This window comes from Mesorhizobium sp. P160187, from assembly GCF_057766425.1.
On record NZ_JBYMDX010000005.1, the window covers coordinates 1,095,895 to 1,122,430 of the forward strand.

Consider the following 26,536-nt stretch of genomic DNA (forward strand, 5'->3'; position numbering starts at 1 on the left):
AGGGTGGAGGGCCACCGCCCTTCCTCTCCCTTGTGGGGAGGTCGGACCGAAGGTCCGGGTGGGGGTACGTGCCGCACAGACGCATCCCGCTTGCAACACCCTCGGTGACGCCATGACCATGATCTTCGGCATCCCCGTCCAGGCCTTACTCGGCCAGATGCTGGTCGGGCTGATCAACGGCTCCTTCTACGCCATGCTGAGCCTCGGCCTGGCCGTCATCTTCGGCCTGCTGCGGATCATCAATTTCGCCCATGGCGCACTCTATATGCTCGGCGCCTTCATCGGTTACCTGCTGCTCGTCCATCTCGGCATCGGCTACTGGCCGGCGCTGCTCCTGGTTCCGCTCATCGTTGGCGTCTTCGGCATGGCAGTCGAGCGCGTGGCGCTGTCGCGGCTCTACCGCCTGGATCCGCTCTACGGGCTGCTGTTCACCTTCGGACTGGCGCTGGTCATCGAAGGCGTGTTCCGTTTCTACTACGGCGTGTCGGGCAACCCTTATGCCGTTCCGGCGCAGCTTGCCGGCGGCACCAATCTCGGCTTCATGTTCCTGCCCAACTATCGCGGCTGGGTGGTGGTGGCCTCGCTCATTATCTGCATCGGCACCTGGCTCCTGATCGAAAAGACCAGGCTCGGCTCCTATCTGCGCGCCGCGACCGAAAATCCCGAGCTGGTGCAGGCCTTCGGCGTCAACGTGCCGCTGCTGCTGACGCTCACCTATGGGCTGGGCGCGGCCCTTGCAGGCCTGGCCGGCATTCTTGCAGCACCCGTCTACCAGGTCAGTCCGCTGATGGGCTCCGATATCATCATCGTCGTCTTTGCCGTCGTCGTGGTCGGCGGCATGGGTTCGATTCTCGGGGCCATCGTCACCGGCTATATGCTCGGCCTCGCCGAGGGCCTGACCAAGGTGTTCTATCCCGAGGCGTCGAACCTCGTGGTCTTCGTCATCATGGCGATCGTGCTGCTCCTGCGCCCCGCCGGCCTGTTCGGAAGGGACGCCTGAGATGAGCGAGGCAGCCCTTCACGACCAGCGCACCGCCGCCTCCGTGCGGCTTGAGCGGGTATTGCTGGCATTGGCCATACTGGCGCTGATAGCCGCGCCCTTCTTCGTCTATCCGATCTTCCTGATGAAGATGCTGTGCTTCGCGCTGTTTGCCTGCGCCTTCAACCTGCTGCTCGGCTACACCGGGCTGTTGTCCTTCGGCCACGCCACCTTCTACGGCGCCGCCGCCTATTTCTGCGCCTACGCCGTCAAGGCATGGGGCTGGCCGCCCGAGGCCGGCATCCTGCTCGGCACCGCCGGAGCGGCCGTGCTCGGCCTGGTCATGGGCTTCCTCGCCATCCGCCGGCAAGGCATCTATTTCTCGATGATCACGCTGGCGCTGGCGCAGATGTTTTATTTCTTCTGCGTCCAGGCGCCGTTCACCGAAGGCGAGGACGGCATACAGGGCGTGCCGCGCGGGCATCTGTTCGGCATCGTCGATCTCAACGTCACGCTCAACATGTATTTCGTCGTGCTTGCCGTATTCCTCATCGGCGTCTTCGCCGTCTGGCGCATCGTCAACTCGCCCTTCGGCATGATCCTGCGTTCGATCCGCGAGAACGAGAACCGTGCCATCTCGCTGGGCTATTCGGTCGGCCGCTACAAGCTCGCCGCCTTCGTCATGTCGGCAGCCCTTGCCGGGCTTGCCGGCGCCACCAAGGCGATCGTCTTCCAGTTCGCGACGCTGACCGACGTCACCTGGCAGATGTCGGGCGAGGTGATCCTGATGACGCTGCTCGGCGGCATCGGCACCATGGTCGGTCCTGTCGTCGGCGCCGGCCTCGTCGTCGGGCTGGAAAACACGCTCGCCACCTCCGGCTTCCCGGTGACCATCGCCACCGGCCTGATCTTCATGATCTGCGTGCTGGTCTTTCGCCGCGGCATCGTCGGCGAGATTTACGCGCGCTGGCTGGCGCCGGCCAACGGCGAGGCGGGCCGCGATCAATAGGTGATGGTCACCACCACCGTGTCGGTGTAGACGCCGGCCGAGGGCGTCGTCTGCGGCGGCACGCGGCCATAGACGGTGAGCGCCTGGGCCGTACCGGTTCCGGTGCCGGCCACCGTGCTTCCCGGCGTTCCGGCGTCACCCCAGGGCTGCGAGCGCGCCAGATCCTTGTAGAGGCCGTAGGTGACCCTCTCGGCGCCCTTCGACATTTTGCGGGTGGTCGGCGTGCCCCCTGTCGTGCCGCCATTGAGGGAAACCGTGTACGCGGTAGACGGGGTGCAGGTGACCGTAACCTGGCCGGTGGCGTCGACATTGGCGTCGAGCACCCCCTTGGGGCCGAAATCGATGTTCTGGGTGGCGACCAGGCAGTTTGCCGCGACCGTGGCGTTGATGGTGAAGGTCGGACTGGTGCCCAAGTTGCCCGCGCCGGTGTCGCAGCTGCTGCTCAACAGGGTTGTCCGGGAGCGGAACTCGAGTTGCCCGCCCGAAAATGTCGACACATAGGTGCCCGGCGGGACGGTCGCCTGGCCGCCGGGAACCCGCCCATAGAGCGTCAGGGTGTCGGTTGAGTTGCCGAAGAGATTGGGGCTCAGCAGCAGCGGTGGCGGGCGCGAGGCATAGGCCCAGTTATGGGTGCCCCAGACAACGGTCATTGCGGGGTCCGAATAGAGTTGATAGTTGAGGCTGTTGACGCCGCTCGCCATCTGCCGGGCCGCCGCCGAGGTTGCACCGCCGGTGCCGGCGGCAATATGCGGACACACCAGGACCGGCAGCAGCAATGGCAAACTGCCGCTGCAAGTCGCGGTGAAGGTGGCTGTCGATGTCGCCGCGGTGCCCGACAGCGTGTCGATGAGGCCGAAATTCAAACTGGTGACGGTGTAACTGCAGCTTTGCGCGCGGGCGAGCGACGGCAGCAGCATAAGGACAATGATGAACGTTGCGCGCAGCACCTGGCGTCGGATGTTCATTGGCACACCACGTCCCCGATCACCACCTGCCGGCCACGCACCGCCTCGAAGGGAAACTCTGCCCGGCATGAACCGCCGTCCGCGCGCTCGACCTGCACGGAATTCTGCTTGCCGAGGCCCTTGATATAGGCCTGCCCGTCATAGCCGACGACAAAGTCTTCAGTGCCGCCATCGACGCGTCCCGACAGTCCGGCTTCGAGCGGCGTTCCGCTCGAGTCGACCAGCGTCACCAGCGCGGCCTGTGCCGCCTCGGACACGCCGAACTTCAGCACGACGCCGTTGCGGTCGGCTGGGACGACGGTCTCCTTGGTAGCCGGGACATCCGCGTCGACTGGTAGATTCTTGGGGTCGATGGAGACCGTGTTCAGCTCATAGGAGTTGAGCCCGGTGACCAGGATGCGGCCTTTGCTGTCGGTCCTGCCTACCGGCCGGTTTTGATGCAAGACCTCGACATCAGGCGTGCCGACATCGACGACGGCAAAGGCATCGTCGATGCGGTTGGTGGCGAACACCCCGCCGCCTGCGACCGCAATGGCGCCGTCCATCTGGCCGGTCACGCGAAAGTCCTTGTCGAATTGCTGGGCGCCGGCCTCGAAACGCGCAAACGGCGCGCGGTAGCTGACCGCTGCCGAACGATTGGGGACCTCGCCCTCCGAGGTGCGCAGCCGCCAGCCGATGCTGCCGTCCTCGGCCCGCTCCGATTTGGCGAGGTCGGCAGTGACATTGAGGCCGTCAGGGCCTTGCTCGACGCCTGTCGACGCCGAGATCTCGTCGTTGAACGGGATCGAAATCCCGGCAAACACGCCATAGCTGCTGTCGTCGTCGAGATCGGCGAAGGCGGTGGCATAGAGCGTGCTGCGCTTGAAGATCGCCTGACTATAGGAGAGGCCGACGATCTGGCTGGTCTCGCCTTCGGCATCCTTGAGGTGGGTATAGGAGAAGTTGAGGCTGGAGAAGTCGATCGGCATCGGCACGCTGAGCGTCACCTGGTCGACCGCCCGCGGCACGCCGGCGCTGAAACGGGTGAAATCATCGGGATCGAGTATGACCGGCTGTGCCGTCACCGAAGCGAGATCTTCAAAGCCGCCGAATGACCGCTGCATGCGGGCGTTGATCGCCCAGCCGTCATAACCGAACTCGGCCCTGGCATCGACCAGCGACCCGGTGCGTCCGTCATGATGGCTGCCGGCGACGGCCAGCGAAGCTGCGCCATATGCCCCGAGCGGGAAGGCAGCACCTATGCCGCCATTGATCAGATCGGCGCCGCCCTCGGCATGGGCTTCCAATGTCAGCCGGTCGGTCACGCCGTAACGCGCGCTGGCGACCCCCATGACGCGGCCGTCATAATCGTCGGAGGAGATGCCGAAATTGCGCCGCGCCATCCCTGCCTCGACGGAAAAGTCGAGCAGTCCCTGGCGCAGCAGCATGCTGGAGGCATAGAACGGCAAGGTGGCCGTGGTCTCGCGGCCCAGGCTGTCGCGCAGCACCACCTGCGCCTGTCCTGCGCCCGTGAACACCGACAGATTGGTGACCTGGAACGGCCCGGGCTGGATGTCGCCGGAATAGCTGCGCACGTTCTGCGTATAGACCTCGAGCGTCGACGGCACAGCCGCCGTGCCGCCGAAGGAGGGCAGGGGCAGCGTCACCAGGTCCGATCGCAGGTGGAAGTTGCGTTGCGCCTGGATGCCGCCGAGATAGACCGGACGCGTCCACGACAATCCACCGGAGATGAAGTCGCCGGCCCGATAGGTCATCAGCCGGTCGGGGTCGGAATAGCTCCATGTCGTGTTGAGCCGCGTGAAGCCGCCCAGCCTGCCGTCGGAATAGCCGGCGATGAAGGATTGGCTGAGCGTTCCATAGGGGCTGAACACGCGCGCATCGAAGCCGCCGGAAACGCCCTGGAACAGCTCGACGTCCTTGTCGAACAATGTGTTGGAGCTGGCAAACAGCGAATAGTTGAGAACCGCGCCCAAGCCCGATTGCGGCGCCGGCCGGTCCTGCAAGCGCAAGCCGAGATCCACCATGCGCGCCTCGCGGCTGTCATTGGCGGCGGTGACGTAGAGGCGCTGGGCTACCTCATCGATCCGAAACGAAACGTCGGCCAACTGGTCGAGCCTGACCAGGCCGCCGGCGTCGGCTATGTCCTCCGGCGGTTTCAGGCCGACCTCCTTCAGCTCTTGGGGCGCCGCCGCCAGCCCACCATCCGGCATCTCGATAAAATTGCCGACCAGCTTGGTCGAAACGTCGTTGATGAACACCTCGAGATAGAGGCTGCGGCCCGCTGGCAAAACGGAAGCCAGCTGTTCGAGGTTCGTCACGGCCGGAAATTCCTGCGAACGCACCGCCAAGCAAGGTGTGAAAGTCGCAACCGCGACGATGACAGCGACGCTACTTGCCCTTGACGGCAACGTTGGCATCGAAGGGTCCAAGATCGCTCTGTGCCTTCAAAAGCACGGAGCCCGCTGACAGTGATTTGCCGCTGCCGATCGGCCACTGCATGGTCGCGCCGCCCAGGACATAACCGACGAGCCCGTTTCGGTTGCCGAGCTTTTTGCCGTTCTGGGTCAGGGATAGGTTGGACAAGCGGAGACGACTTTCACCGGTATTGCTGGCTGTCAGCACAAGACTGCCGCCCTTGCGCGAAACACTCCAGGCGACTGCCGGCGCGGCCGCATCGGCGTCGCGGAAAAACACCGGCACGGAGTAGCGCAGCGCGAGCGCGACCGTACCGGCCTTCTTGCGCGACGGGTCGGGTAACTCGTCGACGATGACGCGGTAGCTTTCCTCGGCCCGCACCGGCGCCTTGCTGACGCGCACGACGCGAACCACGTATTGGGCATTGGGTCCGAGTTTGGTCGATGGCGGGCTGGCGACGACGTCCGTAGTCGGCGTCAGCGTCTCGATCCCGCCAGACTGGCTCCAGGCGAAGACGCGTATCTGCACATTGATCGGCCGCTTGGGGTCATCGTTGCTGAGGTTGAGAACCGCCGAGGCGTCGGGCGAGATCAGCTCGAGACCTGTCGGCGCCACCCTGAGCGAAGCGGCTTGTGAGAGACCGGCGCACAGCAACAGAACAGCCGTGGCTCCGATGCATGAAAGCATGGATCGCATGATCGTCCTCGTGTTGGTATCGATTGTCAGTACGTTATGGTGATCGCAACGGTGTCGGTGTAGAGGCCCGCCGCCGGTGTCGTCTGCGGTGGAACACGCCCGTAGACCGTCAGCGGCTGAATGGCGCCGTTGCCGGTTCCGCCGACCGTGTCGGTGGGGATCGTGGTGCCCCAAAGCTGCGTCCGGGTGCTTTCCCTGTAGATGGTGTAGTCGATCGTCGCCGACGCCGGCCCGGTCATCTTGCGAACAGCAACCGTTGCGCCCGCGCCCGCTCCGGCGCTCAGACCAACATTGTAGGACTTGCCGGTCGTGCATTGCACGTTGATGGTGCTGGTCTGGTCGACATTCGCATCAATGACACCGTGCGAGCCGAAATCGAGATCGCTCGCCGTCTGCACCTTGCATTCGTCGGTAATCGTGATGCGGACATTCATGCTGCCCGTCGCGGTCGCGGCGATCGCGGGCAGGATGGGAAGCAGCGACGCTCCCGCCAGCAGCGCATATTTCAGCAATCTCATGCGTGTTTCCTCCGTCGGGCAGACCGTTCCTCGCAACACAGTCTTGACCCGGATTTCACTCCTACAGCTCCTCCGTTGCATGCTTCGCAAGACATCAACGATACAGTAATGTCAGAAGCGAACTGTGTAATGATTATTACAACTTAGATTCGGATTACGACAGCGAATAACTTCGGTATGTATCGGGTAATTTTGGTTAATATTTGGTTAACAGAGATGAAATGGACATTTTTCCGAAGTGAAAGTTCGTCTGTCGAAAATTTATTTTGCTTCTCGTGCCGAAAAGGCGAAATATCTGGCAAATCATCTTGATTTTGTAGAGTCTCACCTGTCGTCCTTTGTTATCGATATTTCGCGGCGTGCACCGGCGCCAAGCAGCCATCGCCATAGCCGCGCCGGTAGCTGTTCGCGCCTGTCCAAGCCTTGCGGTCGTGCTGACAGGGCCGCATTCGCCAAAACCGTGTTCCGCCCGGCCCAAGCATGGCCGTCCCGGCTGAGATAAATCCACCGCCGTCGGATCGCGGCGAAACACATGCGAATCGTTCTTGCCACGCTGGCCCGGATTTCCTTCGGCGGCGCATCGGCCGGACGGGAGATGCGCCTGTTGTCCCTTGGAGCCATGATCCACGGCCGGCAGCCGCGCGGACCGGCTGCCAGACGTCAGAAAAGGAAGAACGATGAAGAAGATCTATGAAAAGCCACAGCTCGAAAAGCGCCAGAAGCTGTCGCGTGTGACCGCTGTCGCCGGCCCATCAGTGACCAGTGAGAGCTGACGCCGTCGACCGGCATCGAACCACCAGCGGACAAGGAGAGCAGTCATGGATCAGCATGCGAACCCGTCACCCGGCTTCAGGCGCAATCCGGGCAAGGTGATCACCGTCGAGCCCTTCAACGGGCGTGTCGTCGTGTTTGCAAGCGGCAACATCATCGCTTCCTCGGCAAAAGCCAAAATGGTGACTGAGCCGCCCCATCCCTTCTCCTTCTACATCCCGTTCGAGGACATCGACTTCCGCAAGCTCAGGAAGACGGAGCGGTCGACGCTGTGCCCCTACAAGGGCGACGCCAGCTACTGGAACGTGCTGCCGGCGTGTGAAACCGGCAACGATGCGATGTGGGCCTATGAGCAGCCCTTCGACGAGATGGCCGAGATTCGCGCCCACGGCGCCTTCTATCCCGACCGGGTCGCCATCGACGCCACGCCGCGCTAGCGCGTCATGCCTGTCGCCCAAAAGTGCCCAGCGTTTTTGGAGCCGACGACAGGCATGAACAGAGGAATTTTTCAGATCAGCCAAAGCTGTCCTCACCCGGGGGCGCAGCGGTTTTGCGGCAACGGCATGCCGAAACAAAGACAAAATGTCATGGACGAAAAGCAGAGAGCCATTCTCAACGAAATCCCGCGCCTGCGCCGCTATGCGCGCTCGCTGCTGCGCGACCGCGATTCCGCCGACGATCTCGTCCAGGACTGCCTGGAGCGGGCGCTGCTGCGGCTGGACAACTGGCAGACGGGAGAGAGCCCGCGAAAATGGCTGTTCACGATCATGCATCATCTGTTCATTGACCAGATGCGCAAGGTGAACCGGCGTGGCGAGGCCTCGATGCTGCCGCTGGAGGCCGGCGAGGTGCAGGCCTCTCCCGCCGACCAGCTGGAGAACGTCGCTGCGCGCGAGATCATCGACGCGCTGCAGGCGATCAGCCCCGACCGCCGTGCCGCGCTGACCATGGTCGCCATCGAGGGCTTTTCCTACGCCGAGGCCGCCGAGATGCTCGGCGTGCCGGCCGGCACGCTGATGTCGCGCATTGCCCGCGGACGTGAGGAACTGCGCGGCCTGCTCGAGGACAATGCGCGCCGCCGCGCGATAAGGATCGTCGAACCCGGGCCGGGCCGGGCGGCTCCAATCAGGGCGCCCATGGCATGAGGAATCCCGATCGCTTGATGGCGCAACACGGCAGGATACGATCCGATTGCAGGCCTTGTCCGCACTGTGGGCGCGGCGCACCCGGTAACGGTTTCTTCTCTGCTTGCGTGCATAGTGGCGGCGACGGAGTGAGCGAAACCAGGGCATGGCTGAAGAGAAAATACGCAACGGCGAATTCTGGGCGCTTGCGCTCGAACGCGCTCATCTCGGCGTATGGGACTGGGATATTGTGAGCGGCGACTGTTTCTATTCGCCGACCTGGTCGCACATGCTGGGTTATGAGGATGGCGAGCTTGCCAACAGCGACGACCTCTGGCTGAAGCTGACGCATCCCGACGACCGCCAGCGGGCGCTGGCCAGCGGCGAGCGGCACATTTCCGGCCTGACCGCCTCGATCGAGACCGAGCTGCGCCTCAAGCACAAGGACGGCCACTGGATCTGGGTGCTGGACCGCGGCGGCATTGTCGAGCGTGACGAGACGGGCAAGCCGGTCAGGCTGATGGGCGTGCAGACCGACATCAGCCGGCAGAAAGAGGCGGAAGCCGAACTCGAGCGGGTCAATGTGCGCTTTCGCCTGGCGCTGGCGGCCAGTGGCACCGGCATCTGGCATCACGACATCGACGCCAACAAGAGCTATTGGGACGCCCGCACCAGGGAGATATTCGGCCTGGTCGCCGACACCGACGAGGTGGCTGCCGACCTTTGGCATTCCTATCTGCATCTCGACGACAAGGATGCCGCAGAGCGCGCCCATCTGGCGCCGCTTTCGACCGACGGCGTCGTCGCCGCGCAATACCGCATCGTCAGGCGCGACGGCGAAATCCGCCATGTCGAATCGCTGGTGCGCTTTATCGCGGCGCCCGAGACGGCGGGCCAGATTCTCGGCACCGTGCGCGACATCACCGAGGACAAGAAACGCGAGCGGGAACTCGCCTACGCCGCGCACCACGATGCGCTGACCGGCCTGTTTAACCGCGCCGCCTTCGACCGGCTGCTGGCCGAACACATCGCCATGAAGCGGCTTCTGCCGCTGGCGGTGTTCTATGTCGATCTCGACTACTTCAAGGCGCTCAACGACTTTGCCGGCCACGCCGCCGGCGACCTGGCGCTGAAGGGCGTCGCCGCCGGCATATTGGGTTGCCTGCCGTCAACGGCGCGCGCCGCGCGCCTCGGCGGCGACGAGTTCGCGCTGCTGGTGCCCAATTGCCAATCGGCCAAAGCCGAGGCGCTGGCGGGCGCCATCCTTGCGGCGGTCCGTGACGCCGACCTCGGACTGCCGGCGACCTCGCGAAAGCTCGCGGCCAGCATCGGCATCGCCTTCGTCGAGGACACCACCACCACGGTTGCCGATGCGTTGGCCTGCGCCGACGACGCCTGCTATGCCGCCAAGGCGGCCGGGCGCAATCGCTTCGCGGTGTTTTCGGCCGACGCGGCGTCGGGCTCCGGCGGCCTCAACGCGGCGCGTGTCGCCGCCGACACGGTCGACGCCATGGATGACGGGCAGCTGAAACTGTTCGGCCAGGAGATCCATCTTCTGGGCCAGCCTTGGCAGGAGAGCCGCCATGTCGAGGTGCTGGCGCGGCTTGCCGGGCGCAATGGCAAGCTGATCCCACCCAACGAATTCATTCCCGTCGCCGAGCGCTTCGGCATTGCCTCGCGGCTGGACCGCTGGATCATCAAGACAGCGCTTTCGCAGCATGGCGCGGCGATGCGGTCAGGCGCCATCTTGCTCGGCTTCAACCTGTCGGCGCAGACGCTGAGCGATCCGCTGCTATGGGATTTCGTCGACGCCGTCATCGCCGAGACCGGGGCGCCGCATTCCGGCATCGGTTTCGAGATCACCGAGACCGCGGCCGTCACCAATTTCGACGCCGCCGAGCAGTTCGTGCGCAAGGCGCGCGAGCGGCAATGCCGCGTCAGCCTCGACGATTTCGGCGCCGGCATGAGCTCGTTCGAATATTTGCGGCGCTTTCCGGTCGATCAGATCAAGATCGACGGCTCGTTCATCGAGAATATCGCGGAAAGCCGTTTCGATCGCGAGATCGTCTCGGCCATAGCGGGCATCGCCAAAAGTCTCGGCTGCGCGGTGGTGGCCGAAAAGATCGAGCAGCAGGAAGCGCTCGACATTCTGCGCGGCATGGGCGTGGCCTATGGCCAGGGTTTTCTGCTTCACCGGCCGGAGCCGCTCGAGGCGATCGTCGCGCGGGCCGGCGAACAGTCACCGGCCAGCGGACAGTCGCCGGAAAAGCGCTTCGGCTGACGACTTCTCATCGCCTCGGGCTCGCGCGAGTTGTCCGGCTAACCGGCGTCGGCCTTTTCCTGCTTTCGCTGCGCCGCCTCCTTCTTGCGGCGCAACACCTCATCTGTACCGACAAGGTCCTTCGAGGCGCCGGAAATGGCGGTCGAGACGACGGCGGGCGGATCGCTGGCCGGAAAACTATCTTCGAGCCCTGATTGCAACTGCTCCTCGAGCGTCTGCGGGTTCTCGGAGCGGCCTTCGGCGCGGCGCTCGCCAACGGCTTCGACATCGCTCTTGGTGTCGGGGTGAGCGCGGGCTTCCGATATCGTCGACACCACCAGCTCGATGGCGAACTCTTTCATCGCCTCGGCTTGCGGCCCATCGACATCGGAGTCTTCGATCAAACGGATGAGCGACTTTTCCAGGGCGCCCAGTTCCTTGACGCCCTGACACCGCGCCAGACGCTTGGTGAGCGAACCGATCAGCGCCGGGGCAAAGGTCGAATAGGCAAGCCTGCGTGTGTCGTCGACCTGCTCGGGATGAAGCTTTTGCAAGGACATAGATGCCTCCAGTGAATCAGCCGTGCAGCTTCTGCCGCTGGCCCCTCCTTAGGAAACAGAGGGGAGGGCAAGAGGTTCCATACAGTCCTCGACAGGGTCGACGAGTTCAACTCCACAGCGACGCCATGGTCAGCGACGCTTCGAATATCTGCTCCCTGTTCTCGTTCAGCATCTTGACGGTGATCCGCCGGTGGTCGCCCTCCGGTATCTCGTCGCGCGCCACATCGTGCAATATGCGCAGCGCTTCGGCTCCCGCACGCTCCCGGCTGGGAAAAAGCTGCCCCTCTTCATCAATCTGGGTCTCGGCGTTGTACAAGTCGAAGTAGAACCGTTCCATGTGTGCAAGGATCCCTGCGTGAGAACGCTAAGGCGCATCGCGGTTGAAGGACGCAGGCGACGCGCTTCAGGTCTGTGTTTTTATGCATGTCGTTGTCTCAAAATCGGGGCCATTTTTGAGCGACATGGATTAAATCCCAACCCGCACCCATGGTTCCATGCGACTGTGTCCTGAGCAGATTTCCTGCCAGGAGCCGTCGCCGTGCCGGCCGATTGCAACCGCACCCGATCTCCGGCGTTTGGCTAGGCCACGAATGTCCACGAAATCTCGAACTGGATCCTCGATGCTAGAACCGCTTTATCTCAACCTTGGCCAGCATGACGCTTTGTCCGAGCAGGAAAAGGGGCTGCTGGCCGCCGCCATGACCATCGAAATGGATTTTGCCACCGGTCAGGACATCGTTTCCGAGGGATCGAGGCCAGGCTACAGCACGCTCATCATCGAGGGTCTGGCGGCGCGCTACAAGGTGCTGGAGGATGGCGGCCGCCAGTTCACCTCGTTGCAGGTGCCCGGCGATTTTGTCGATTTGCACGCCTTCCTGCTCAAGACAATGGACCATGGCATTATAGCTTTGTCGCCATGCCGGGTGATCGCCGCCGACCACAGTCGGCTAAGGACGATCACCGAACAGGCGCCTCATCTCAGCCGCTTGCTGTGGCTGGACACGCTCGTCGATGGCGCCATTCACCGGGAATGGATCGTGGCCATGGGCCGGCGGTCCAAGACCTCGCACCTGGCGCATCTTGTGTGCGAGCTGTTCGTCCGGCTCCAAGTGGTCAAGCAGACCAACGGCATGAGTTTCCGGCTTCCCCTGTCGCAGGCGGAACTGGCCGATGTGCTTGGGCTTTCGGTGGTCCACATGAACCGGGTCATCGGCGCGCTGCGCAAGATCGGTGTGATCGGCTGGGCGAATTACATGGTGACCATTCTGGACTGGCAGCAGCTGGTGGAAATCGCCGAGTTCGACCCGACTTATCTCAGCATGAATCGCGAGCCGAGATAGGCCATCCGGCGTTCGCCATGACATCGCCGGCAATCCGTCAGCCGGTCTTTCAACGATGCCCATCCAGCGACGCCAATTCGTCGAGCATGGCAAGGGCGGCACTTGGCTTGGCCGGCTTCAGCAAGCCCTGTTGGGCGGCGGCATTCTGGAAAGCGGCAAAGGCGATGTCCGGGCGGCAAATGCCGTTCAACGCGTCGTCCACCAGCCTGTCGGCCGCCTTGTAGGCCGCCGTCTGCTTGTTCTTCCATGTTCCGCCGAGCGCCCTCCTGGCGTCGGCGATCGACGACACCGTCATCGCGCTGCCGTCCACGAATCTGATCGTCAGGGGCAGAAAACGGCTCATGCGCTCACCATCCAAACCATTCGCGCCTCGCCCGGATCGATCTCATCACTTGCCTCCTTGAAAACGGGATCGCCATAAACGAGGAAATCACAAACTGGTTGCAGCCCGGCGAGCTACATGTTGCTTGCCGGCCAGATCGGCCGATGCGGACGATAAGGCGGCCGCGGCGCCGGCTTCAACGGGATGTCGGCGAGCGAGTTGCGGATCGGCCTGAACAGTATCGGCGAAGACGCGGCGCGGCGGTGCAATACCGCGGCCGACAGTTTGGCAATCAGATTTCGAACGTCCATGGGACACCTCGAGCGCGTTGAGAGTCCCCCCATCGCGATCACCTACCACCTCACGCCCAGCATCCGCATTTAACTTTGATATAGGCCGGACGAATACGCGCCGCGCGCAATGTCTGCCGCCGAGATTCTGCCGATCCTCGGCGGCGGCTGTTGAGGGCGGCGCTAGGCTGGCGGTCACGCATCCCAGCAGCGACGTCGCAGACGCTGCTGCAACCGGATGAATTTTCGTGCATTCTTGTGCATGGCCACAATGCTTCGAACCGACACGCCGGCAAAATGCTGCTCCTATTGCGGTTCGCGAGAGCATGACTACGAGGATTGTCCGAAGCGCAAAGCAGAGGCGGAGCGGCAGTGGGAAGGCCAGCCAAAGCCCGGCGCCGAATCCGAGGCGACGGCCGAAGCCTAGCTTGGCTCGAACAGCTCGATCACGTTGCCGGACGGGTCTTCACAAAGAATCTGTCGCCCGCCCGGACCTTCGACGATCTGGTTGCGGAACCCCACGCCGGCCTCGCCCATCTTAGTCACGATTGACGGCAATTGCTCGACCTCGAGCACGAAGCGGTTCCATCCGCCCGGCTCGGGTGTCCGGCCGTCCGGCATCGGCCTGGCTGCCGACGCCAAGGGACCGGCGAGCCAGAGCGAAAGGTCGCCGCGCGTCAGGATGGCCATCGCCGGACCGAATTGCTGCTTCAGCGCGAAGCCCAGATGACTCGTATAAAACGCGATGGACAGATCGACATCGCGGACCAGATATCGGACGGACACCATTCGCAGGCTCCCTCACAAACGCCCTCCCGAGAGATAGCTGGCGGGACAAGTCGGGGCAAGCCCGCGGCGCACGGTTCGGGCGTCTATGGTGCGATTGCGTGGTCGGCCTGTCTCTCTCTCACGAAGGCCGTCAGCAACTCCATTCCCGCCGGCCAGTCGCCCAGCCCGCTATTGCTGTTGATGTGACCAAGCGGCCCGGCGATGTGCAGTTCGCTGCCCCATTGTGCGGCTTTCTCACGGGCATAACCGTTCGGATCATAGGGATCGTCGGTGCTGGCCACGATCAGCGAGGGGAAGCGAAGCGGCCCGCGCGGCGTCTCGGCGAAGGGAATTCCGTAAGCGGGATAGACCGGCGAGGCCGGGTCGGGAACCGCAACCAGAAACGCCCCGCCGATCCGACGGCTCGACACCGCCTGCCAATGCGCGACCAGCAGGCAGCTGAGACTGTGGGCGATGAGCACCGGCGGGGTCTTTGCCTGTGACACCGCGACGTCCAGCGCCGCCACCCAGTCGTCCAAATCCGGCAGCTCCCAGCTTGCCGGGCTGAAGCGGCGCATCGCCGGGTTGGCCTGCTGCCAGCGTGTCTGCCAGTGGGCCTCGCCCGATCCGCCGCTGCCCGGCAGAATGATGAAGTCGGTCATGGAAAATCCTGTTTCTTCGCCGCAGATGATGCCCTAATTCTAGGTCTTCTCCTTGTTCGCGGAATGAGAGATCATCGGAAAGCGACCAAGAATTCCGATGGATTGAAGGTGTTCATGGGAAACGGCGATTACCGGCCACGGCTCGACCCCACCGACATGGCGATCATCGAGATCATGCAGGAGGACGGCCGCATCGGCATTTCCGAACTCAGCCGCCGCGTCGGCCTGTCCCAGCCCGCGACGTCGGAGCGGGTGAAGCGGCTGGAGGAGCGCGGCATCATCGCCGGCTACCGGGCCGCGATCGATCCCACCGCCCTTGGTCTCGGCACCATGGCCATGATCCGCCTGCGCACCACGCATGAGCACATCCAGACCTGCCTGAAGAAATTCGCGGCCATGCCGGAAGTGGTTGAGGTGCTGCGGGTGACCGGCGAGGATTGTTTTCTGGTCAAGGTGGTCGTCCCGTCGCCGCCCGACCTCGAAAGCATCGTCGACGCCATCGGCCGCTACGGCGCGGTGACGACCAATGTGGTGCTTCGGGCCGAGCCGCCGAAGCGGCTGGGGCGGGAGCTGATGGCGAAGCTCTGAGCGGCCACGCGCGGCAAGAGGATTGCAAGCGCCTCCTTTTGCGAGGTCCGGCTTTGCCGGGAAAGAATTTCGGGGGCTGGTGTAGGATCGGAGGCGTGGCGCCCGTCCTTGGGACGAACCCGTTGCAAACCTTTGGAGAACATCATGGAAGCCGTTCAATCGCCGTGGCAGACCGCGGCCATTCTCATCGCCCGCCTGACCCTGGCCGCCATGTTCGCGATGGGGGCAGCCTTCAAGTTCATGGATATGGGCATGACCGCCGGCTACATCGCCGCCGCCGGCTTTCCCTTCCCGCTGTTTCTGGCCTGGTGCGCCGCGATCCTCGAAACGCTGCTGGTGATCGCCTTGCTGACCGGAGCGTTCTTCACGCCGGCCGCCCTGATCGCCGCCGTCTACGTGGTCTTCCTCGGCTTTGCCTTCCACGGTCCGTCGCACTGGGCCGGCAACCAGGCCGAGTTCGGCGCCTTCATGTCCCATTTCCCGTTCGCCGCCGGCCTGCTGTTCGCCGCCGTCCATGGACCGGGCAGCGTGCTGGCATCGAAGCTCGGCCGAGGGTGAGGCCCCGCGTCGGCAGACCGCCTCACATCTGGTCGTTGTAGGGTTCCTTCATCTGGCCGACCATGCGGGCCAGTTTCGAGAAGGACGGCATGTCCGCCTCCGGCTGGCATTGATTGGCCAGTTCCAGCAGTCGGATCGGAAAGTTGACGGCGTCTCGGTTGGACTCCGACATGCCGTCGGACCGCTCCTCGCCGGTTTCGATAGCCTCGGCCTTGCGCAGCGCAATGTCGATATCCTCGACCGTGAGCAGGCCCTTGCGCACCAGCACCTGATTGATCGAAGCGACGGCCATCAGCAGGCCTTCGAGTTGCAGATTGGCGACGTTCATGGCTGTTGCTCCCATTTGGCTCACGCTCAACGCATGAGCCGCTGTTACGATCCGGACGCGGATGCAAGCGATAGGCGTCGGCCGATGGCCTGCGCTACTCTTCCATCCAGCGGCGGCCATATTCGGCCCACAGCGCCTTGACCTCCCGGCTGCCGAGGCGAGGGGCCGAGCCGTCGCCATAGGCGATCGAAACGCCGCTGATGTCGTAGTGGGGGTGGGCGTCGATGACGAAGCGGATCGCCTCGCCGAGCGGCCTTCTGCCGATGACCGGATCGGCCTGGCCTTGGCCGACGCTGCGAACGCCCGAAACAGTGGCTGGCGCTTGCCGCATCCTGAACACGGATGCCATGGCTGGTTTGTCCATCCCGCTCTCCCCCGAGTTGGAGTGGAATGATTCCATAAGAGCCAGCTAATGACCAGTCGGTCGATGCCTGTAGAAGGCTGCGTCTTGTGATCCGCCGCAAGTGCCGGCGATATGCTGCAGCCGGTTGAAGGACTGTTCAGGCCAGCGGATCCGCCGCCGGCGGCCTGGCGGGAAGGCCGAGCCTTGTCCGCTCGCCGTCGGCAAACTCCTCGGCCGCTTCCTGGGCCATGAACAGATGCTGGGTCACCGTGCCATTCTCGGCAACCAGCACCGCCCATTGGCGGCGGTCGACACGTTCCACGCGAACGTCATTGGGCTCTCCGGCCACCACGATCGTCCTCCAGCAGGCGTACGGCACGGAGGGGGCGTGCCTTTACGCCTTGGTCTTGCTCTTGGCCGGCGCCTTGGCGGCCGGGGCCTCGGGTGTCCTGATGCCGAGCCCGAACTCCTTTGCCAGCTCCGAGCGCTTGGCGGCGTAGCTGGGCGCCGTCATCGGATAGTCACCGGGCAGGTCCCATTTGGCGCGATAGGCTTCCGGCGTCATGCCATGGGCGGAGCCGAGATGACGCCGCAGCGACCTGAACTTCTTGCCATCCTCGAGGCAGTAAATGAAATTCGGCGTTACCGAGCGCTTGCGGTTGACCGCGGGCTCAGGCGCAGGTTGCGGCGGAGCAACGGGATTGTCCACGGCCGCGAGCGCTGCATTGACGCTCTCGATCAACGCCGGCAGGCTATCCGGCGGCACAGAATTGTTGCGCACGAATGCCGCGACGATGTCGGCGGTCAGATTTATATTTCGGATTTTGTCCTCAGACATGGCTTCTTTTGCCCCCTTGATGCCAAAGGGCAAGTTATCAGACAACATCCGCCGACGGCATGGCACTTTAGAACATATGCATATGACTTGACGCCGGATGTGGTAGCGCTAGCATCGCCGAGTCTCCGATCGATGTCGATGTAGGAATTCTTTCCTGACATATCTTGGCCGGTGAGGGCAGCTATGCTATGATTTGTCGATGGTGGTGATTTGCGCCACCAACCCGCCGCCGAGGCGGGTTTTTTGTTTCAGGCCGGCTTGGAAGCGATGATGGCCATTGACGCGAGTTTTCCCTCGCTCAGGCTGGTTATGTAGTTTTTTCGCCGCTGCACGAACTCGGCGCCGAGCACGATCGCATTGGCCTGCTGCTGGGCGGGCGAGGGCACGATGCCGGAATTTGCCCGTTTCAACGCCAGCTCGACGTGATCGCCGGTTTCGTCGATGACGTCGTCGACCTGGAATCCGGCTGAAGCAAACAAGACCTTCAGGGTTTCGCGGTCGACGAGATGGCTGACCGCAGCCGACACCGCCCAAGGCAAGGGATAGTGAGGCTCGCCGTCCGCCAGCACCGCCTCGGTCCAGACAAGCCTGGCCTTCGGCTTCAGCACGCGCCACGCTTGCCCAATGACCGCCGCCTTGTCAGCAATATTCATGCCGACATAGAAGCAGATTGCCGCGTCGAATGTGTCGTCCGCAAAAGGCAGCCTTGTCGCATCGGCCTCATGGAAACGCACTTTGTCGCCGAGGCCGCAGAACTCGGTCAGTCGGCGGGACGCCACGACGAACGCCTGCGTCAGGTCGACGCCGTCGACGCTGCACCCATAGGTCTCGGCAAGGAACCGGGCCGGGCCGCCAATGCCGCTGCCGATGTCCAGAACCCGATCGCCGGCGGAGGGCGCAAGACGCGCGGCATGGTCCTGCGTGGCGATCAGCTCGCGGCCATGAAGCTGATCGAACGGATAGAGTTGTTTGGCTGCGAGGCTGCCGGCCCTGGCGTCCGGCACAGCCGACAGGATGCGCTCGACGATGCCGCCGCTGCCATAGTGACTGGTCACATTGCTCATTGCGCTCTCCGACGAGACGCAGCATCCCATCGATGCTGCCCTTGCGCAATGCGCGGCCGCGCCAAGACGCGGCTTTGACCGAAGTAGGAATTAGTTCCTAATTATATACTTGAGAAAGTATGGGAAAATGTCCTATGATTCGAGCCGACAGGCCGGCACTGATCTGAAAGCGCAAATAGAGGCAGGGACGCGGAGCTAGAAGGTGATATCTTCGCGGACACCGCGAAGCGCATCCTCGACCTCGTTCTCAGTGAACAGACCGAACTTCCTGAACATGAACACAGCCAAAGCCAGCGTTAGTTTGGCGCATGATTCGCTGGTCACATGGATGAAACCCATGGTGACCTCCTTGTGTTCTATGGATTCCATGGCTGGTCGTTCGAAGCGCGACAGATTGAAGGGTTGCTCGAAGAGCGTGCCGCCAATCATGGATGCGGTCCCGTGGATGCACCAGTTTCTATCATCCAGGATTCTGAAGGCAGCGTTCGCAAGCTCCTCAGCCCGTGGAACGGCCCCAGCAAGCTCTGGTATTGCTTTGATCGCCTTTTGGAAGAATCGGATTTTTGCCCGCGCATTCAGGGGCAATGTAGTAACTAGCGAGCTAGCGCCTTTCTCATAAAATAGGATAGAAATGCAGTGGTCGAACCCGTGTTCGGCAGCAGCCCAATTGATGGCTAACTTGCCGATGGCGCGTTCAAAATCTTCTCGCTGGATAGGGTCCAATGAAAGAATCAGCCAACCGTGATAGCGACAAAACCAACGATACACGCTTCAACGAGACGGTACAGCGGATGCTGAAGACGCCGCCCAGATCGCACCATGAAGAAAAGCATAAGACAGACCAGAAGACGCAAAGTCCGAAAATAAGGCCGAAAAGCCTGAATAATTGGACTTTTAGCTTGCACTCCTCATATTGAGGCACCATGCCATATGTTGATTCGCGGGCTATAGCCAATTGGTTCATTAAGCGCGCTAGACGCGATGGCGGTCGCGCGCTTTCAAATATGCAGCTTCAAAAGCTGGTCTATTTTGCCCACGGCTGGAACATGGCTCTTCATCGCCATCCACTTATCCGCGACGAGGTGCAGGCGTGGGAGTTTGGTCCCGTCATCCCCACTCTGTATCGCGCTCTAGCGCCGTGGGGGCCTGATCCGGTTACGCAGCCAATTGACGCCCCACGCGAGAATTTGGAGCCGAACGAGCGAGATGTTTTGGAGCAAGTTTACGCGGCATATGCGGATTATCCGGCGTCAACGCTCTCATCCCTGACCCACCGGCGAGGCACACCTTGGGAGAGGGTCTTTGAGCCCGGCCGTCGCGGCGTTGTAATTCCAGACAATGTGATTGCGGACTATTTCAGTGGACTCGCCGAAAAGCGCTAAGCCAGACGCCGATATGAAGGCCCTGGTAAGGGCCGAGGTGGAGTCGTTGCCCGCAGAGACGGACGAGTCTCAGGCGATTTACGAGCTTGAGAAGGCGCGGCTGGAAAATGAGAAGCTGCGCACGCAAATCGACAGCCTAAAAGAAGGCGTGACTGACCAGCGGGCCGACCGAAATCTCAGGCAGGGGTACGCCGACAAAGCATTCCGCTTCCTAATTGTCTTCTCGGCATTCTCAGGGATTATCCTGATCGCACAGGGAATTCCGAGTTGCCCCTTCAAGCTGGACGATAAGGTCGTCATCACTCTTATTGGATCTACAGCGGTGGCTGTCGTGGGCTTGGTGGGCTGGATCGCTCGGGGCCTGTTCAAAGCCCCGAGCTAGAGCCCTTACTACTTCGAATTGCCATCAACCGGCGCGCCTTCTGCTTAGGCGTGACCGGCTTCACCAATCCGCCGATAGGTAAGGCGCTTGCCTTCGATCATTGCAAGCAACTGGTCGTGGCGTTCGGTGTCAGTCACCTTAAGAGCTGTGCGGCGATTGTAGCGGAAATCAAACTCGGCAAGGTAGCGGTGCAAGTGAGCCTCGCCGCAATGCTGGTAGACGCCAACCATGCCGCGCTTGAACACTGAGAACACGCCTTCAATCGTATTGGAGTGGATCGTCTCTGCGCCTTCGTAGCGTACGTATTCGCCAGCGGCGTGATTGTTCGTCTTGTGCGATGCATGTTCATCGCCAGTGCGCGTGTAGAGCGCGACGAGTCGGTATAGAGCGTCGTGTCGCGAGACACGTTGCGGACCAGCACATCGCGCACGGTAGAGGCCGTGGCGTCGTTCAAATGGAACATACGGGCTTTGCCGCCGCGCTCGACCAGACCAACCACAATGCGCTTATGCGCGCCGCCGCCTTTGCCCTTCTTGGTGAAGGGGCGGCCCTTGCGCTGCTCTGAAACGCGAGGCGTCTCACGCTTGCCGATGTAGGTCTCGTCGGCCTCGACGGTCTTGCCTTCGCCGCCAAGCGGCCCGGAAGACTTCACGTCTTCCTTCCGCGAATGCGGTGCGCCATAAACCAAGCGGTCTTGTAGGTGACGCCGAGCATACGGTGTAGCTGGTGAGCGGACATGCCTTTCTTGGATGAGGCATACAGATGCGAAGCCAGCACCCACTTGTGCAGGCCGATCTTGGAACGCTCGAATACAGTGCCGACCGTGACAGAGAACGGCGCACGGCATTCGTTGCATTTGTAGACACCGGGGCGCGTGGACTTGCCCGCCAGTTTGGCAATGCGCTCAGGATTGGCATTGCCGCAATGAGGGCAGAACGGGCCGTGGGGCCAATGGATAGCCTCCAAATGCTCGCGGGCTTGTCGGCGTCGTGGTAAATGGCGTTGGTCAGATCGAACATTGCGATAACTCCTGGATTCGTTATCGCAAATCCGTCTGGTACGTCCAGTATACAGTTAGGAATTATTTCTTATTGGTATTGACGGGTGAGGGCAGCTTTGCTATGATTTGTCCATGGTGCTGATTTGCGCCACCGACCCGCCCACGAGGCGGGTTTTGTTTTCCTGATGCCCACAACGTGCGGTATCGGATGTCGGCGGGACAGCACCCCCCTCTGGCCTGCCGGACGTTCGTCGTTCGGAAAGCCAAGCAATTGGCTTTCCGTCCGCTGCGCGGACCACTCCTCAACCCCCACACGGGGGGAGATCGGACTGCCGCCTTGCTTTCGCCAATCGTCAGCGCTGCAAATTGGTCGCGACCCCGGAGCTGCCAATCTCCCCCCTTGAGGGGGAGATGTCCGGCAGGACAGAGGGGGGCGTGAAGGAACGCTATCCTCGGTTCATTCTGCCTTATCCGCGAGGCCTCCCTTGTCCAACCGCTATGCCACCATCATCACCGACGATGACGGCCGCGAGGTCGTCAGCGCCATTGGCGTGTTCGAGGGCGCTGCCCCGCAGGCGCGCATCGGCCGCATCGAGCCGGTCGTGCCGGGCGTGCTGATCGGCATGGTTCGCGGTGGCCCTGTCGATGCAGTCGGCGGCTTCGGTTTTCCGCGCGGCGCGCACGACGCAAGGGCGATCGGCCTTGCAAGGGCAAGCCTGAAAGCCGTGCCTGCCGGAAAGCGCCACGCGCCGGCCGCTGATGCAGCCCGCAAGGCCGCCCCAAAACGGTCAGGGCCAAAATCGGCACGGCGCAAGTCCGGCAAGATCAAGCGGGCAAGGCCGGCAAAGCAGGCAGCGACCGCCGAGCCCGCCGGGATCTCGGATCATGGCTGACCGGACGGCGCCGCGTTCTCGTCTTGGCCGCAAGGCGACTGCCGCCGCTGCCAAGCCGAAGCGGACGAAGAAGACGCTTGGCGATGATTTCCTCGACGCGGTTCGCGCCGATTTCCGCGCCCATGGCGCCGGCGTGATTGCCGCGGTCCGGGCCGACAAGCCCGACCAGTATCTGAAGATCGTGCAATCGGTGCTGCCCAAAGATCTGGCCAAGGATTTGCATGTTTCATCTGACAATCTGGAAGCCCTGAGCGATGACGAGATCCGCCGCCGCATCCGTGGCCTCGAAGCCGTCCTCGGGCCGTTTGGCGACCAGCCTGAAGACGCGCCGCCACTATCTGGCGCTGCTGCAGGAACTGGACCGCAGGCGCAGGACTAACCAGCTTGCCGCCTACCGGCCTTATCCCAGGCAGGCGCAGTTTCACGCCGCCGGCGCGCAGAACCGGGAACGTCTGTTCATGGCCGGCAACCAGCTGGGCAAGACCAGGGCCGGCGGCGCCGAATGGGCCATGCATCTCACCGGCCGCTATCCCGCGTGGTGGCAGGGCAAGACCTTCGACACCCCCGTCAGGCTATGGGCTGCCGGCGTGACCGGCGAGGGCACGCGAGACAACCCGCAGCGCGTGCTGGTCGGCCCGCCGCAGCAGCAGGCGGCATGGGGCACCGGCATGATCCCGGCCAACGCCATTTTGCACACGACCATGGGCCGCGGCGCCCCGGGCGCGCTCGACAGCATCGTGGTGCGCTGGTGCGGCGGCGGCGGCGTGCAGGCCGATGAATCGGTGCTGTCGTTCAAGAGCTATGAGAAGGGCCGCGAAAAGTGGCAGGGCGAAACCCTGCACGGCGTCTGGTTCGACGAGGAGCCGCCGCTCGATATCTATTCCGAAGGCCTGACCCGCACCAACGCGACGGGCGGCATCACCATCGTGACGTTCACGCCGCTGCTTGGCATGAGCGATGTGGTGCTGCGGTTTTTGACGGGTGAGGTGCGCGCTCTTCCTCCCCTTGTGGGAGAAGGTGGATCGGCGCGATAGCGCCGAGACGGATGAGGGGTGTTCCAGCGGAGTGAGGCGTCGGCGTTCCCTGGAACACCCCTCATCCGTCACCTTCGGCGACACCTTCTCCCACAAGGGGAGAAGGGAAGACCCGCCGCGCTCCGGCCCAAAAATATCGTGCGCGAACAAAGCCATATCACGGCATCCCGAATCAATCCGGCAGGCCCCATGACCCGTCACGTCACCTTCATGACCATCGATGACGCCGAACATTATTCGCCGGACGAGCGAGCCGCGATCATTGCCGCCTATCCCGAGCATGAACGCGAGGCCAGAGCCAAGGGCATTCCGGTGCTGGGCTCCGGCCGCGTCTTTCCGCTTGCCGAGGAGCTGATCGCCTGCGAGCCGTTCCGGCTGCCGCGCTACTGGCCGCGGATCGGCGCCCTCGATTTCGGCTGGGACCATCCGTCGGCCGCGGTCGAGCTGGCCTGGGATACGGAGGCCGATGTCGTCTATATCTCCAAGGCTGCGCGGGCCTCGCAGCAGACGCCGGCCATGCAGGTACTGGCCCTGAAGCCGTGGGGCGAGTGGCTGCCCTGGGCCTGGCCGCGCGACGGCCGCCGCGAGACGCTGGAAGGGGCGGGCACCGCACTTGCCAGACAATATTCCGCGCATGGGCTGAACATGCTGTCGGGCCACGCCCGCTTCGCCGACGGCTCGGTCTCGGTCGAGGCCGGGCTGATGGAGATGCTCGACCGCATGCAGTCCGGCCGCTTCAAGGTGTTTTCGACGCTGCTGCCCTGGTTCGAGGAATTTCGGCTTTACCATCGCAAGGACGGCAAAGTGGTGAAACTGCGCGACGATTTGATGGCCGCGACGCGCTACCGCAAGCTGACGCTCACCTATGTCAGCGGCGCCGGCACTTTGCCAACGACGGCCAACGGCATCTGGCTGATGTTCGACCGTGCCGGCGACAGAGGCGCCGACGGGACGGGAGTAGGAGATTTTTTGGGGCCTGCGTCTTCCGTGACCGACAACATCGTCAGCTTCGCCGGGACCACGGGTAAGGCGGGGAAGGATAGTGGGATAGCGGTGTCCAGCCTGGCGCCGAAGGCCAGCCCGACATTCACCGGGACGCCAACGGGGCCGACCGCAGCGCCTGGAACGAATACCACGCAGTTGGCTACAACGGGGTTCGTCAAGGCTGGGTTGGATCTGAAACTTGATAGCCGTTCCAACCTTGGTGTCGTCGCGCAGACGATCACCGATTGGAACAACGCCCTGGACAATGGCTGGTATATGGCCTCGGCGGCGGCTAATGCGCCGGACGGCGTAAACTGGTTCCTGGGGTTTGTGGAAGCGCACGGCAGCACTGGCTACCGGACGCAGACGGTGCATGATTTCGTCAACGACACTACGGCGGCAGACCAAAAGCTATGGCGGCGCAGGCAGGCTGGCGGTGCCTGGGGAGGATGGATCAAGCTGCAATGGTCGCAGGCCGAACAGGATGCACGCTATGTCCAATCGTCCACGGCGTTGCTTCAGAAGTTTTATGAAAGCGCGCAGCAGACCATCACGAATGCCGGATCACTGACGCTAACGCATGGACTCGGCGTCAAGCCAAAAAACTACTTTGCCGTGCTGCAATGCACTACGGCAGATGCCGGGTATTCCATTGGAGACGAAGTACTGGCTAATCCGGGCGGCGGTACAGGCAACAAAGGTCTATCGCTGGTCCCGGACGCCACCAACATCAATGTGCGGTTTTCGTCCACCGCTGTTGATATCACCGCCAAAGGCACCGGCGCAGGCACCACAATTACCAACAGTAGCTGGAGGCTCGTCGTGCGAGCGTGGGCCTAATTATTAGCGGCTTCTCTCCTGGCCTGCAGCAGATCCTGCTGAGCGCAGTATTTCTCGTAAGGCGACCCCGTATACCGCGAAATGTATATGTCTACGCTTACCGATACAGGCAAAACAGCCAAAAAGAAGCCGCCTGTCGATAGCAGCCATCCGGCACCGCAACATAGGCGCCAAGAGCGACAAGTGCCACCAGTCCAATTTGCAGGGACTGATACCGGTACAGAAGCCACATCTAAAAAGCCCTTTCCAATTTTGAGGCGACACCATGACAAAATACTTCGTTGACGGCAATGGCGCCTATCTCGGCGGCTTTGATGGTGAAGACCTCGAGCTTCCTGAAAATGGCATCGAAGTGCCTGAAGCCCCGGAAGATGCGCGTCAAATATGGGATGGCTAGGCTTGCAGTGCTGCCCCGGCAGTCCGCCACATTGTGCTGAAATCCATAGTGCAAGCCCGCATCATCGACGGCGGCAAGATGCCGCAGGCCTATGGCATGCTCACCGGCAACCCGATCTATTTCGCCCGCTGGTTCGCTCCGGACGATCCCTCTCTCTACAGCGACGATCCTGATGCTGTGAACTTGGTCCGAGCGCTCGGGCTCGATCCGGCGGTAATCCTCGCCCCTAACCCACAACCCCAAAAGAGGCACAAAATGAACCGCAACTTCGCGCGGGCGCTTGCGCTCGTCCTCAAATCCGAAGGTGGCTGGTCCGACAATCCGGCCGATCCCGGCGGCGCAACCATGAAGGGCGTGACGCTGGCCAATTTCCGCCGCTACGTGAAGGCGGATGCGACGAAGGACGACCTTCGCCATATCACGGATACTCAGGTGGCGACGGTCTATCGCCGCTTCTATTGGGATGCCGCTGCGGGCGCAGAGCTTCCCGGCGGTGTCGACTATGCCGTCTTCGACTTCGCCGTGAACAGTGGGCCGGGCAGGGCGGCTAAATATCTGCAGGCGGCAGTTGGCACCGCACAGGACGGCAGGATCGGCCCGGCCACGCTCAAAGCTGTCGGCGCCAGGCCACCGGGCGCAGCCATCGACGATCTTTGCGATGCCCGCCTGGAATTCCTGCGGCGGCTGCCGACCTGGCCGGTTTTCGGCAAGGGTTGGAGCGATCGCATCCGGTCGGTCCGTTCCCAGGCGCTGTTGATGTCGGCACTACAGCCCGCTCCGGCACCTTTGCCGGGCACCCCGCCCCAGCCATCAGCGCTCTCACCGAAGCCCGGCAGTGCGATGCCGCCGGTGTCTCCCGGCGGGCGCGTCAGCCCCGTCGAACGCCTGCCGTTCTGGCGTGCGCTGCTTCAAATCCTGAAATCGATTTTCGCAAGGAGTTCGACATGATCGCCGTCTTCATCCGCATCGGCTTGCGTTACGGCGCCGGTGTTCTGGTCGTGCGTGGCCTGCTCGGCGCCGACGACGCGGCGGCATTTTCTTCCGACCCCGACATTCAAGCTGGTCTGGAGATCGCCGCCGGTCTCGCCATCGCCTCGGTCACCGAGACTTGGCACTGGCTGGCCCGCAAATCCGGCTGGGAGCACTGACATGGAAGGGTTTCAACAACTGCTCATCGCCTATCTCGAAGCCGCGAAACCCTACGCTATCGGCTTTGCCGCCGGGCT

The 26,536-nt window shown here is 62.8% G+C and carries 33 protein-coding genes and 2 pseudogenes; 17 read left to right on the top strand and 18 right to left on the bottom strand.

All coding sequences use genetic code 11. The features are described from left to right. Positions 1-112 precede the first annotated feature (112 nt). Positions 113-1,000 (top strand): branched-chain amino acid ABC transporter permease, encoded by an 888-nt coding sequence (locus tag AC3CCE_RS30085; RefSeq protein WP_023693757.1) that lies wholly within the window; start codon positions 113-115, stop codon positions 998-1,000. A gap of 1 nt (position 1,001) precedes the next feature. After that, on the top strand, positions 1,002-1,988 hold the full coding sequence (locus AC3CCE_RS30090) for a branched-chain amino acid ABC transporter permease (protein WP_023743307.1): 987 nt from the start codon (positions 1,002-1,004) through the stop codon (positions 1,986-1,988). Here the strand turns inward: AC3CCE_RS30090 and AC3CCE_RS30095 are convergent. Genes AC3CCE_RS30095 through AC3CCE_RS30110 form a run of 4 tightly spaced genes read right to left on the bottom strand, consistent with a single transcriptional unit; the run spans position 1,982 to position 6,582 of the window. Further along, the gene (locus AC3CCE_RS30095; RefSeq protein WP_031246640.1) at positions 1,982-2,935 is read right to left on the bottom strand and encodes a Csu type fimbrial protein; all 954 of its coding nucleotides are present in this window, start codon (positions 2,933-2,935) and stop codon (positions 1,982-1,984) included. The two genes, AC3CCE_RS30090 and AC3CCE_RS30095, sit on opposite strands and share 7 nt — an antisense overlap. A 14-nt stretch (positions 2,936-2,949) precedes the next feature. Beyond that, the gene (locus AC3CCE_RS30100; RefSeq protein ID WP_352625860.1) at positions 2,950-5,370 is read right to left on the bottom strand and encodes a fimbria/pilus outer membrane usher protein; all 2,421 of its coding nucleotides are present in this window, start codon (positions 5,368-5,370) and stop codon (positions 2,950-2,952) included. Then, positions 5,342-6,064: a fimbrial biogenesis chaperone gene (locus AC3CCE_RS30105; RefSeq protein WP_352625861.1), complete on the bottom strand. Its 723-nt coding sequence runs from the start codon at positions 6,062-6,064 to the stop codon at positions 5,342-5,344. The genes AC3CCE_RS30100 and AC3CCE_RS30105 overlap by 29 nt, the downstream gene beginning before the upstream one ends. 26 nt (positions 6,065-6,090) lie before the next feature. Further along, complete coding sequence (locus AC3CCE_RS30110; RefSeq protein ID WP_023685937.1) at positions 6,091-6,582, bottom strand: Csu type fimbrial protein; 492 nt, start codon at positions 6,580-6,582, stop codon at positions 6,091-6,093. A gap of 818 nt (positions 6,583-7,400) precedes the next feature. Here AC3CCE_RS30110 and AC3CCE_RS30115 point away from each other — a divergent pair. From AC3CCE_RS30115 to AC3CCE_RS30125, 3 genes are all read left to right on the top strand, one after another. Next, positions 7,401-7,790 carry a DUF427 domain-containing protein gene (locus AC3CCE_RS30115; RefSeq protein ID WP_352625862.1) on the top strand — a complete coding sequence of 130 codons (390 nt, stop codon included), beginning with the start codon at positions 7,401-7,403 and terminating at the stop codon, positions 7,788-7,790. A gap of 150 nt (positions 7,791-7,940) precedes the next feature. Further along, positions 7,941-8,498, top strand: coding sequence for an RNA polymerase sigma factor (locus tag AC3CCE_RS30120; RefSeq protein ID WP_352625863.1), 558 nt, complete (start codon positions 7,941-7,943; stop codon positions 8,496-8,498). Between the two features lie 145 nt (positions 8,499-8,643). Next, positions 8,644-10,758, top strand: a complete 2,115-nt coding sequence (locus AC3CCE_RS30125; protein ID WP_352625864.1) for an EAL domain-containing protein — start codon at positions 8,644-8,646, stop codon at positions 10,756-10,758. Between the two features lie 38 nt (positions 10,759-10,796). Here the strand turns inward: AC3CCE_RS30125 and AC3CCE_RS30130 are convergent, their stop codons facing one another. Together AC3CCE_RS30130 and AC3CCE_RS30135 are read right to left on the bottom strand one after the other, a co-directional pair. After that, a complete protein-coding gene (locus AC3CCE_RS30130) occupies positions 10,797-11,297 on the bottom strand; it encodes a hypothetical protein (RefSeq protein WP_023693749.1) in 501 nt (166 codons plus the stop codon). A 106-nt stretch (positions 11,298-11,403) separates the two neighbouring features. Then, positions 11,404-11,634 (bottom strand): DUF6894 family protein, encoded by a 231-nt coding sequence (locus AC3CCE_RS30135; RefSeq protein ID WP_023671435.1) that lies wholly within the window; start codon positions 11,632-11,634, stop codon positions 11,404-11,406. A 283-nt stretch (positions 11,635-11,917) separates the two neighbouring features. Between AC3CCE_RS30135 and AC3CCE_RS30140 the strand changes: the two genes are divergently transcribed. Next, a complete protein-coding gene (locus AC3CCE_RS30140) occupies positions 11,918-12,637 on the top strand; it encodes a Crp/Fnr family transcriptional regulator (RefSeq protein ID WP_023671436.1) in 720 nt (239 codons plus the stop codon). Positions 12,638-12,686: 49 nt separating this feature from the next. Here the strand turns inward: AC3CCE_RS30140 and AC3CCE_RS30145 are convergent, their stop codons facing one another. The 4 genes from AC3CCE_RS30145 to AC3CCE_RS30160 form a co-directional block, all read right to left on the bottom strand. Then, positions 12,687-12,980: a DUF982 domain-containing protein gene (locus AC3CCE_RS30145; RefSeq protein WP_023685943.1), complete on the bottom strand. Its 294-nt coding sequence runs from the start codon at positions 12,978-12,980 to the stop codon at positions 12,687-12,689. A gap of 113 nt (positions 12,981-13,093) precedes the next feature. Further along, the gene (locus AC3CCE_RS30150; protein ID WP_023671438.1) at positions 13,094-13,270 is read right to left on the bottom strand and encodes a hypothetical protein; all 177 of its coding nucleotides are present in this window, start codon (positions 13,268-13,270) and stop codon (positions 13,094-13,096) included. A gap of 402 nt (positions 13,271-13,672) precedes the next feature. After that, positions 13,673-14,038, bottom strand: a complete 366-nt coding sequence (locus AC3CCE_RS30155) for a VOC family protein (RefSeq protein WP_023753167.1) — start codon at positions 14,036-14,038, stop codon at positions 13,673-13,675. Positions 14,039-14,121: 83 nt separating this feature from the next. After that, positions 14,122-14,679, bottom strand: a complete 558-nt coding sequence (locus tag AC3CCE_RS30160; protein ID WP_352625865.1) for an RBBP9/YdeN family alpha/beta hydrolase — start codon at positions 14,677-14,679, stop codon at positions 14,122-14,124. Positions 14,680-14,793: 114 nt separating this feature from the next. Between AC3CCE_RS30160 and AC3CCE_RS30165 the strand changes: the two genes are divergently transcribed. Then, complete coding sequence (locus AC3CCE_RS30165; RefSeq protein ID WP_352625866.1) at positions 14,794-15,267, top strand: Lrp/AsnC family transcriptional regulator; 474 nt, start codon at positions 14,794-14,796, stop codon at positions 15,265-15,267. A 144-nt stretch (positions 15,268-15,411) separates the two neighbouring features. Further along, on the top strand, positions 15,412-15,825 hold the full coding sequence (locus tag AC3CCE_RS30170; protein ID WP_352510831.1) for a DoxX family protein: 414 nt from the start codon (positions 15,412-15,414) through the stop codon (positions 15,823-15,825). A gap of 22 nt (positions 15,826-15,847) precedes the next feature. On the opposite strand, the gene AC3CCE_RS30175 is transcribed toward AC3CCE_RS30170, so the two are convergent. From AC3CCE_RS30175 to AC3CCE_RS30200, 6 genes are all read right to left on the bottom strand, one after another. Then, positions 15,848-16,153: a hypothetical protein gene (locus AC3CCE_RS30175; protein ID WP_023671444.1), complete on the bottom strand. Its 306-nt coding sequence runs from the start codon at positions 16,151-16,153 to the stop codon at positions 15,848-15,850. Positions 16,154-16,247: 94 nt separating this feature from the next. After that, a complete protein-coding gene (locus AC3CCE_RS30180) occupies positions 16,248-16,517 on the bottom strand; it encodes a hypothetical protein (protein WP_023697755.1) in 270 nt (89 codons plus the stop codon). 136 nt (positions 16,518-16,653) lie between these two features. After that, positions 16,654-16,848 (bottom strand): hypothetical protein, encoded by a 195-nt coding sequence (locus AC3CCE_RS30185; RefSeq protein ID WP_023689866.1) that lies wholly within the window; start codon positions 16,846-16,848, stop codon positions 16,654-16,656. Between the two features lie 42 nt (positions 16,849-16,890). Then, positions 16,891-17,334 (bottom strand): Ros/MucR family transcriptional regulator, encoded by a 444-nt coding sequence (locus tag AC3CCE_RS30190; protein WP_023671447.1) that lies wholly within the window; start codon positions 17,332-17,334, stop codon positions 16,891-16,893. Positions 17,335-17,582: 248 nt separating this feature from the next. Next, on the bottom strand, positions 17,583-18,398 hold the full coding sequence (locus AC3CCE_RS30195) for a class I SAM-dependent methyltransferase (protein ID WP_352510829.1): 816 nt from the start codon (positions 18,396-18,398) through the stop codon (positions 17,583-17,585). A gap of 195 nt (positions 18,399-18,593) precedes the next feature. Beyond that, positions 18,594-19,121, bottom strand: a complete 528-nt coding sequence (locus AC3CCE_RS30200; RefSeq protein ID WP_023740019.1) for a hypothetical protein — start codon at positions 19,119-19,121, stop codon at positions 18,594-18,596. 200 nt (positions 19,122-19,321) lie between these two features. Here AC3CCE_RS30200 and AC3CCE_RS30205 point away from each other — a divergent pair, with 200 nt between their 5' ends. Both AC3CCE_RS30205 and AC3CCE_RS30210 read left to right on the top strand, forming a co-directional pair. Next, positions 19,322-19,780, top strand: a complete 459-nt coding sequence (locus AC3CCE_RS30205) for a Panacea domain-containing protein (RefSeq protein WP_023819037.1) — start codon at positions 19,322-19,324, stop codon at positions 19,778-19,780. A 13-nt stretch (positions 19,781-19,793) separates the two neighbouring features. Then, positions 19,794-20,162 carry a hypothetical protein gene (locus AC3CCE_RS30210; protein ID WP_023749530.1) on the top strand — a complete coding sequence of 123 codons (369 nt, stop codon included), beginning with the start codon at positions 19,794-19,796 and terminating at the stop codon, positions 20,160-20,162. 44 nt (positions 20,163-20,206) lie between these two features. Here the strand turns inward: AC3CCE_RS30210 and AC3CCE_RS30215 are convergent. Both AC3CCE_RS30215 and AC3CCE_RS30220 read right to left on the bottom strand, forming a co-directional pair. After that, positions 20,207-20,814 (bottom strand): annotated as a pseudogene (locus AC3CCE_RS30215) (IS1595 family transposase). Next, positions 20,811-21,128 carry a transposase gene (locus tag AC3CCE_RS30220; protein WP_352573680.1) on the bottom strand — a complete coding sequence of 106 codons (318 nt, stop codon included), beginning with the start codon at positions 21,126-21,128 and terminating at the stop codon, positions 20,811-20,813. Before AC3CCE_RS30220 ends, AC3CCE_RS30215 begins: the two are co-directional and overlap by 4 nt. Before the next feature lie 519 nt (positions 21,129-21,647). Here AC3CCE_RS30220 and AC3CCE_RS30225 point away from each other — a divergent pair. From AC3CCE_RS30225 to AC3CCE_RS30255, 7 genes and pseudogenes are all read left to right on the top strand, one after another. Beyond that, positions 21,648-22,055 (top strand): hypothetical protein, encoded by a 408-nt coding sequence (locus AC3CCE_RS30225; protein WP_352510828.1) that lies wholly within the window; start codon positions 21,648-21,650, stop codon positions 22,053-22,055. Further along, positions 22,048-22,434: a hypothetical protein gene (locus AC3CCE_RS30230; RefSeq protein ID WP_352510827.1), complete on the top strand. Its 387-nt coding sequence runs from the start codon at positions 22,048-22,050 to the stop codon at positions 22,432-22,434. The genes AC3CCE_RS30225 and AC3CCE_RS30230 overlap by 8 nt, the downstream gene beginning before the upstream one ends. Continuing rightward, a pseudogene (locus AC3CCE_RS30235) lies at positions 22,361-23,032 on the top strand (terminase large subunit domain-containing protein); the annotation flags it as partial. The gene AC3CCE_RS30230 and the pseudogene AC3CCE_RS30235, both read left to right, overlap by 74 nt. Positions 23,033-23,278: 246 nt before the next feature. Continuing rightward, the gene (locus tag AC3CCE_RS30240) at positions 23,279-24,913 is read left to right on the top strand and encodes a phage terminase large subunit family protein (RefSeq protein ID WP_352625867.1); all 1,635 of its coding nucleotides are present in this window, start codon (positions 23,279-23,281) and stop codon (positions 24,911-24,913) included. 265 nt (positions 24,914-25,178) lie between these two features. After that, positions 25,179-25,310: a hypothetical protein gene (locus AC3CCE_RS30245; protein ID WP_280790706.1), complete on the top strand. Its 132-nt coding sequence runs from the start codon at positions 25,179-25,181 to the stop codon at positions 25,308-25,310. A 255-nt stretch (positions 25,311-25,565) separates the two neighbouring features. Further along, positions 25,566-26,258 (top strand): glycoside hydrolase family 108 protein, encoded by a 693-nt coding sequence (locus AC3CCE_RS30250; protein ID WP_488377249.1) that lies wholly within the window; start codon positions 25,566-25,568, stop codon positions 26,256-26,258. Continuing rightward, the gene (locus AC3CCE_RS30255; RefSeq protein ID WP_352625869.1) at positions 26,255-26,458 is read left to right on the top strand and encodes a Pam3-gp28 family putative phage holin; all 204 of its coding nucleotides are present in this window, start codon (positions 26,255-26,257) and stop codon (positions 26,456-26,458) included. The genes AC3CCE_RS30250 and AC3CCE_RS30255 overlap by 4 nt, the downstream gene beginning before the upstream one ends. The last annotated feature ends 78 nt before the right edge of the window (positions 26,459-26,536 follow it).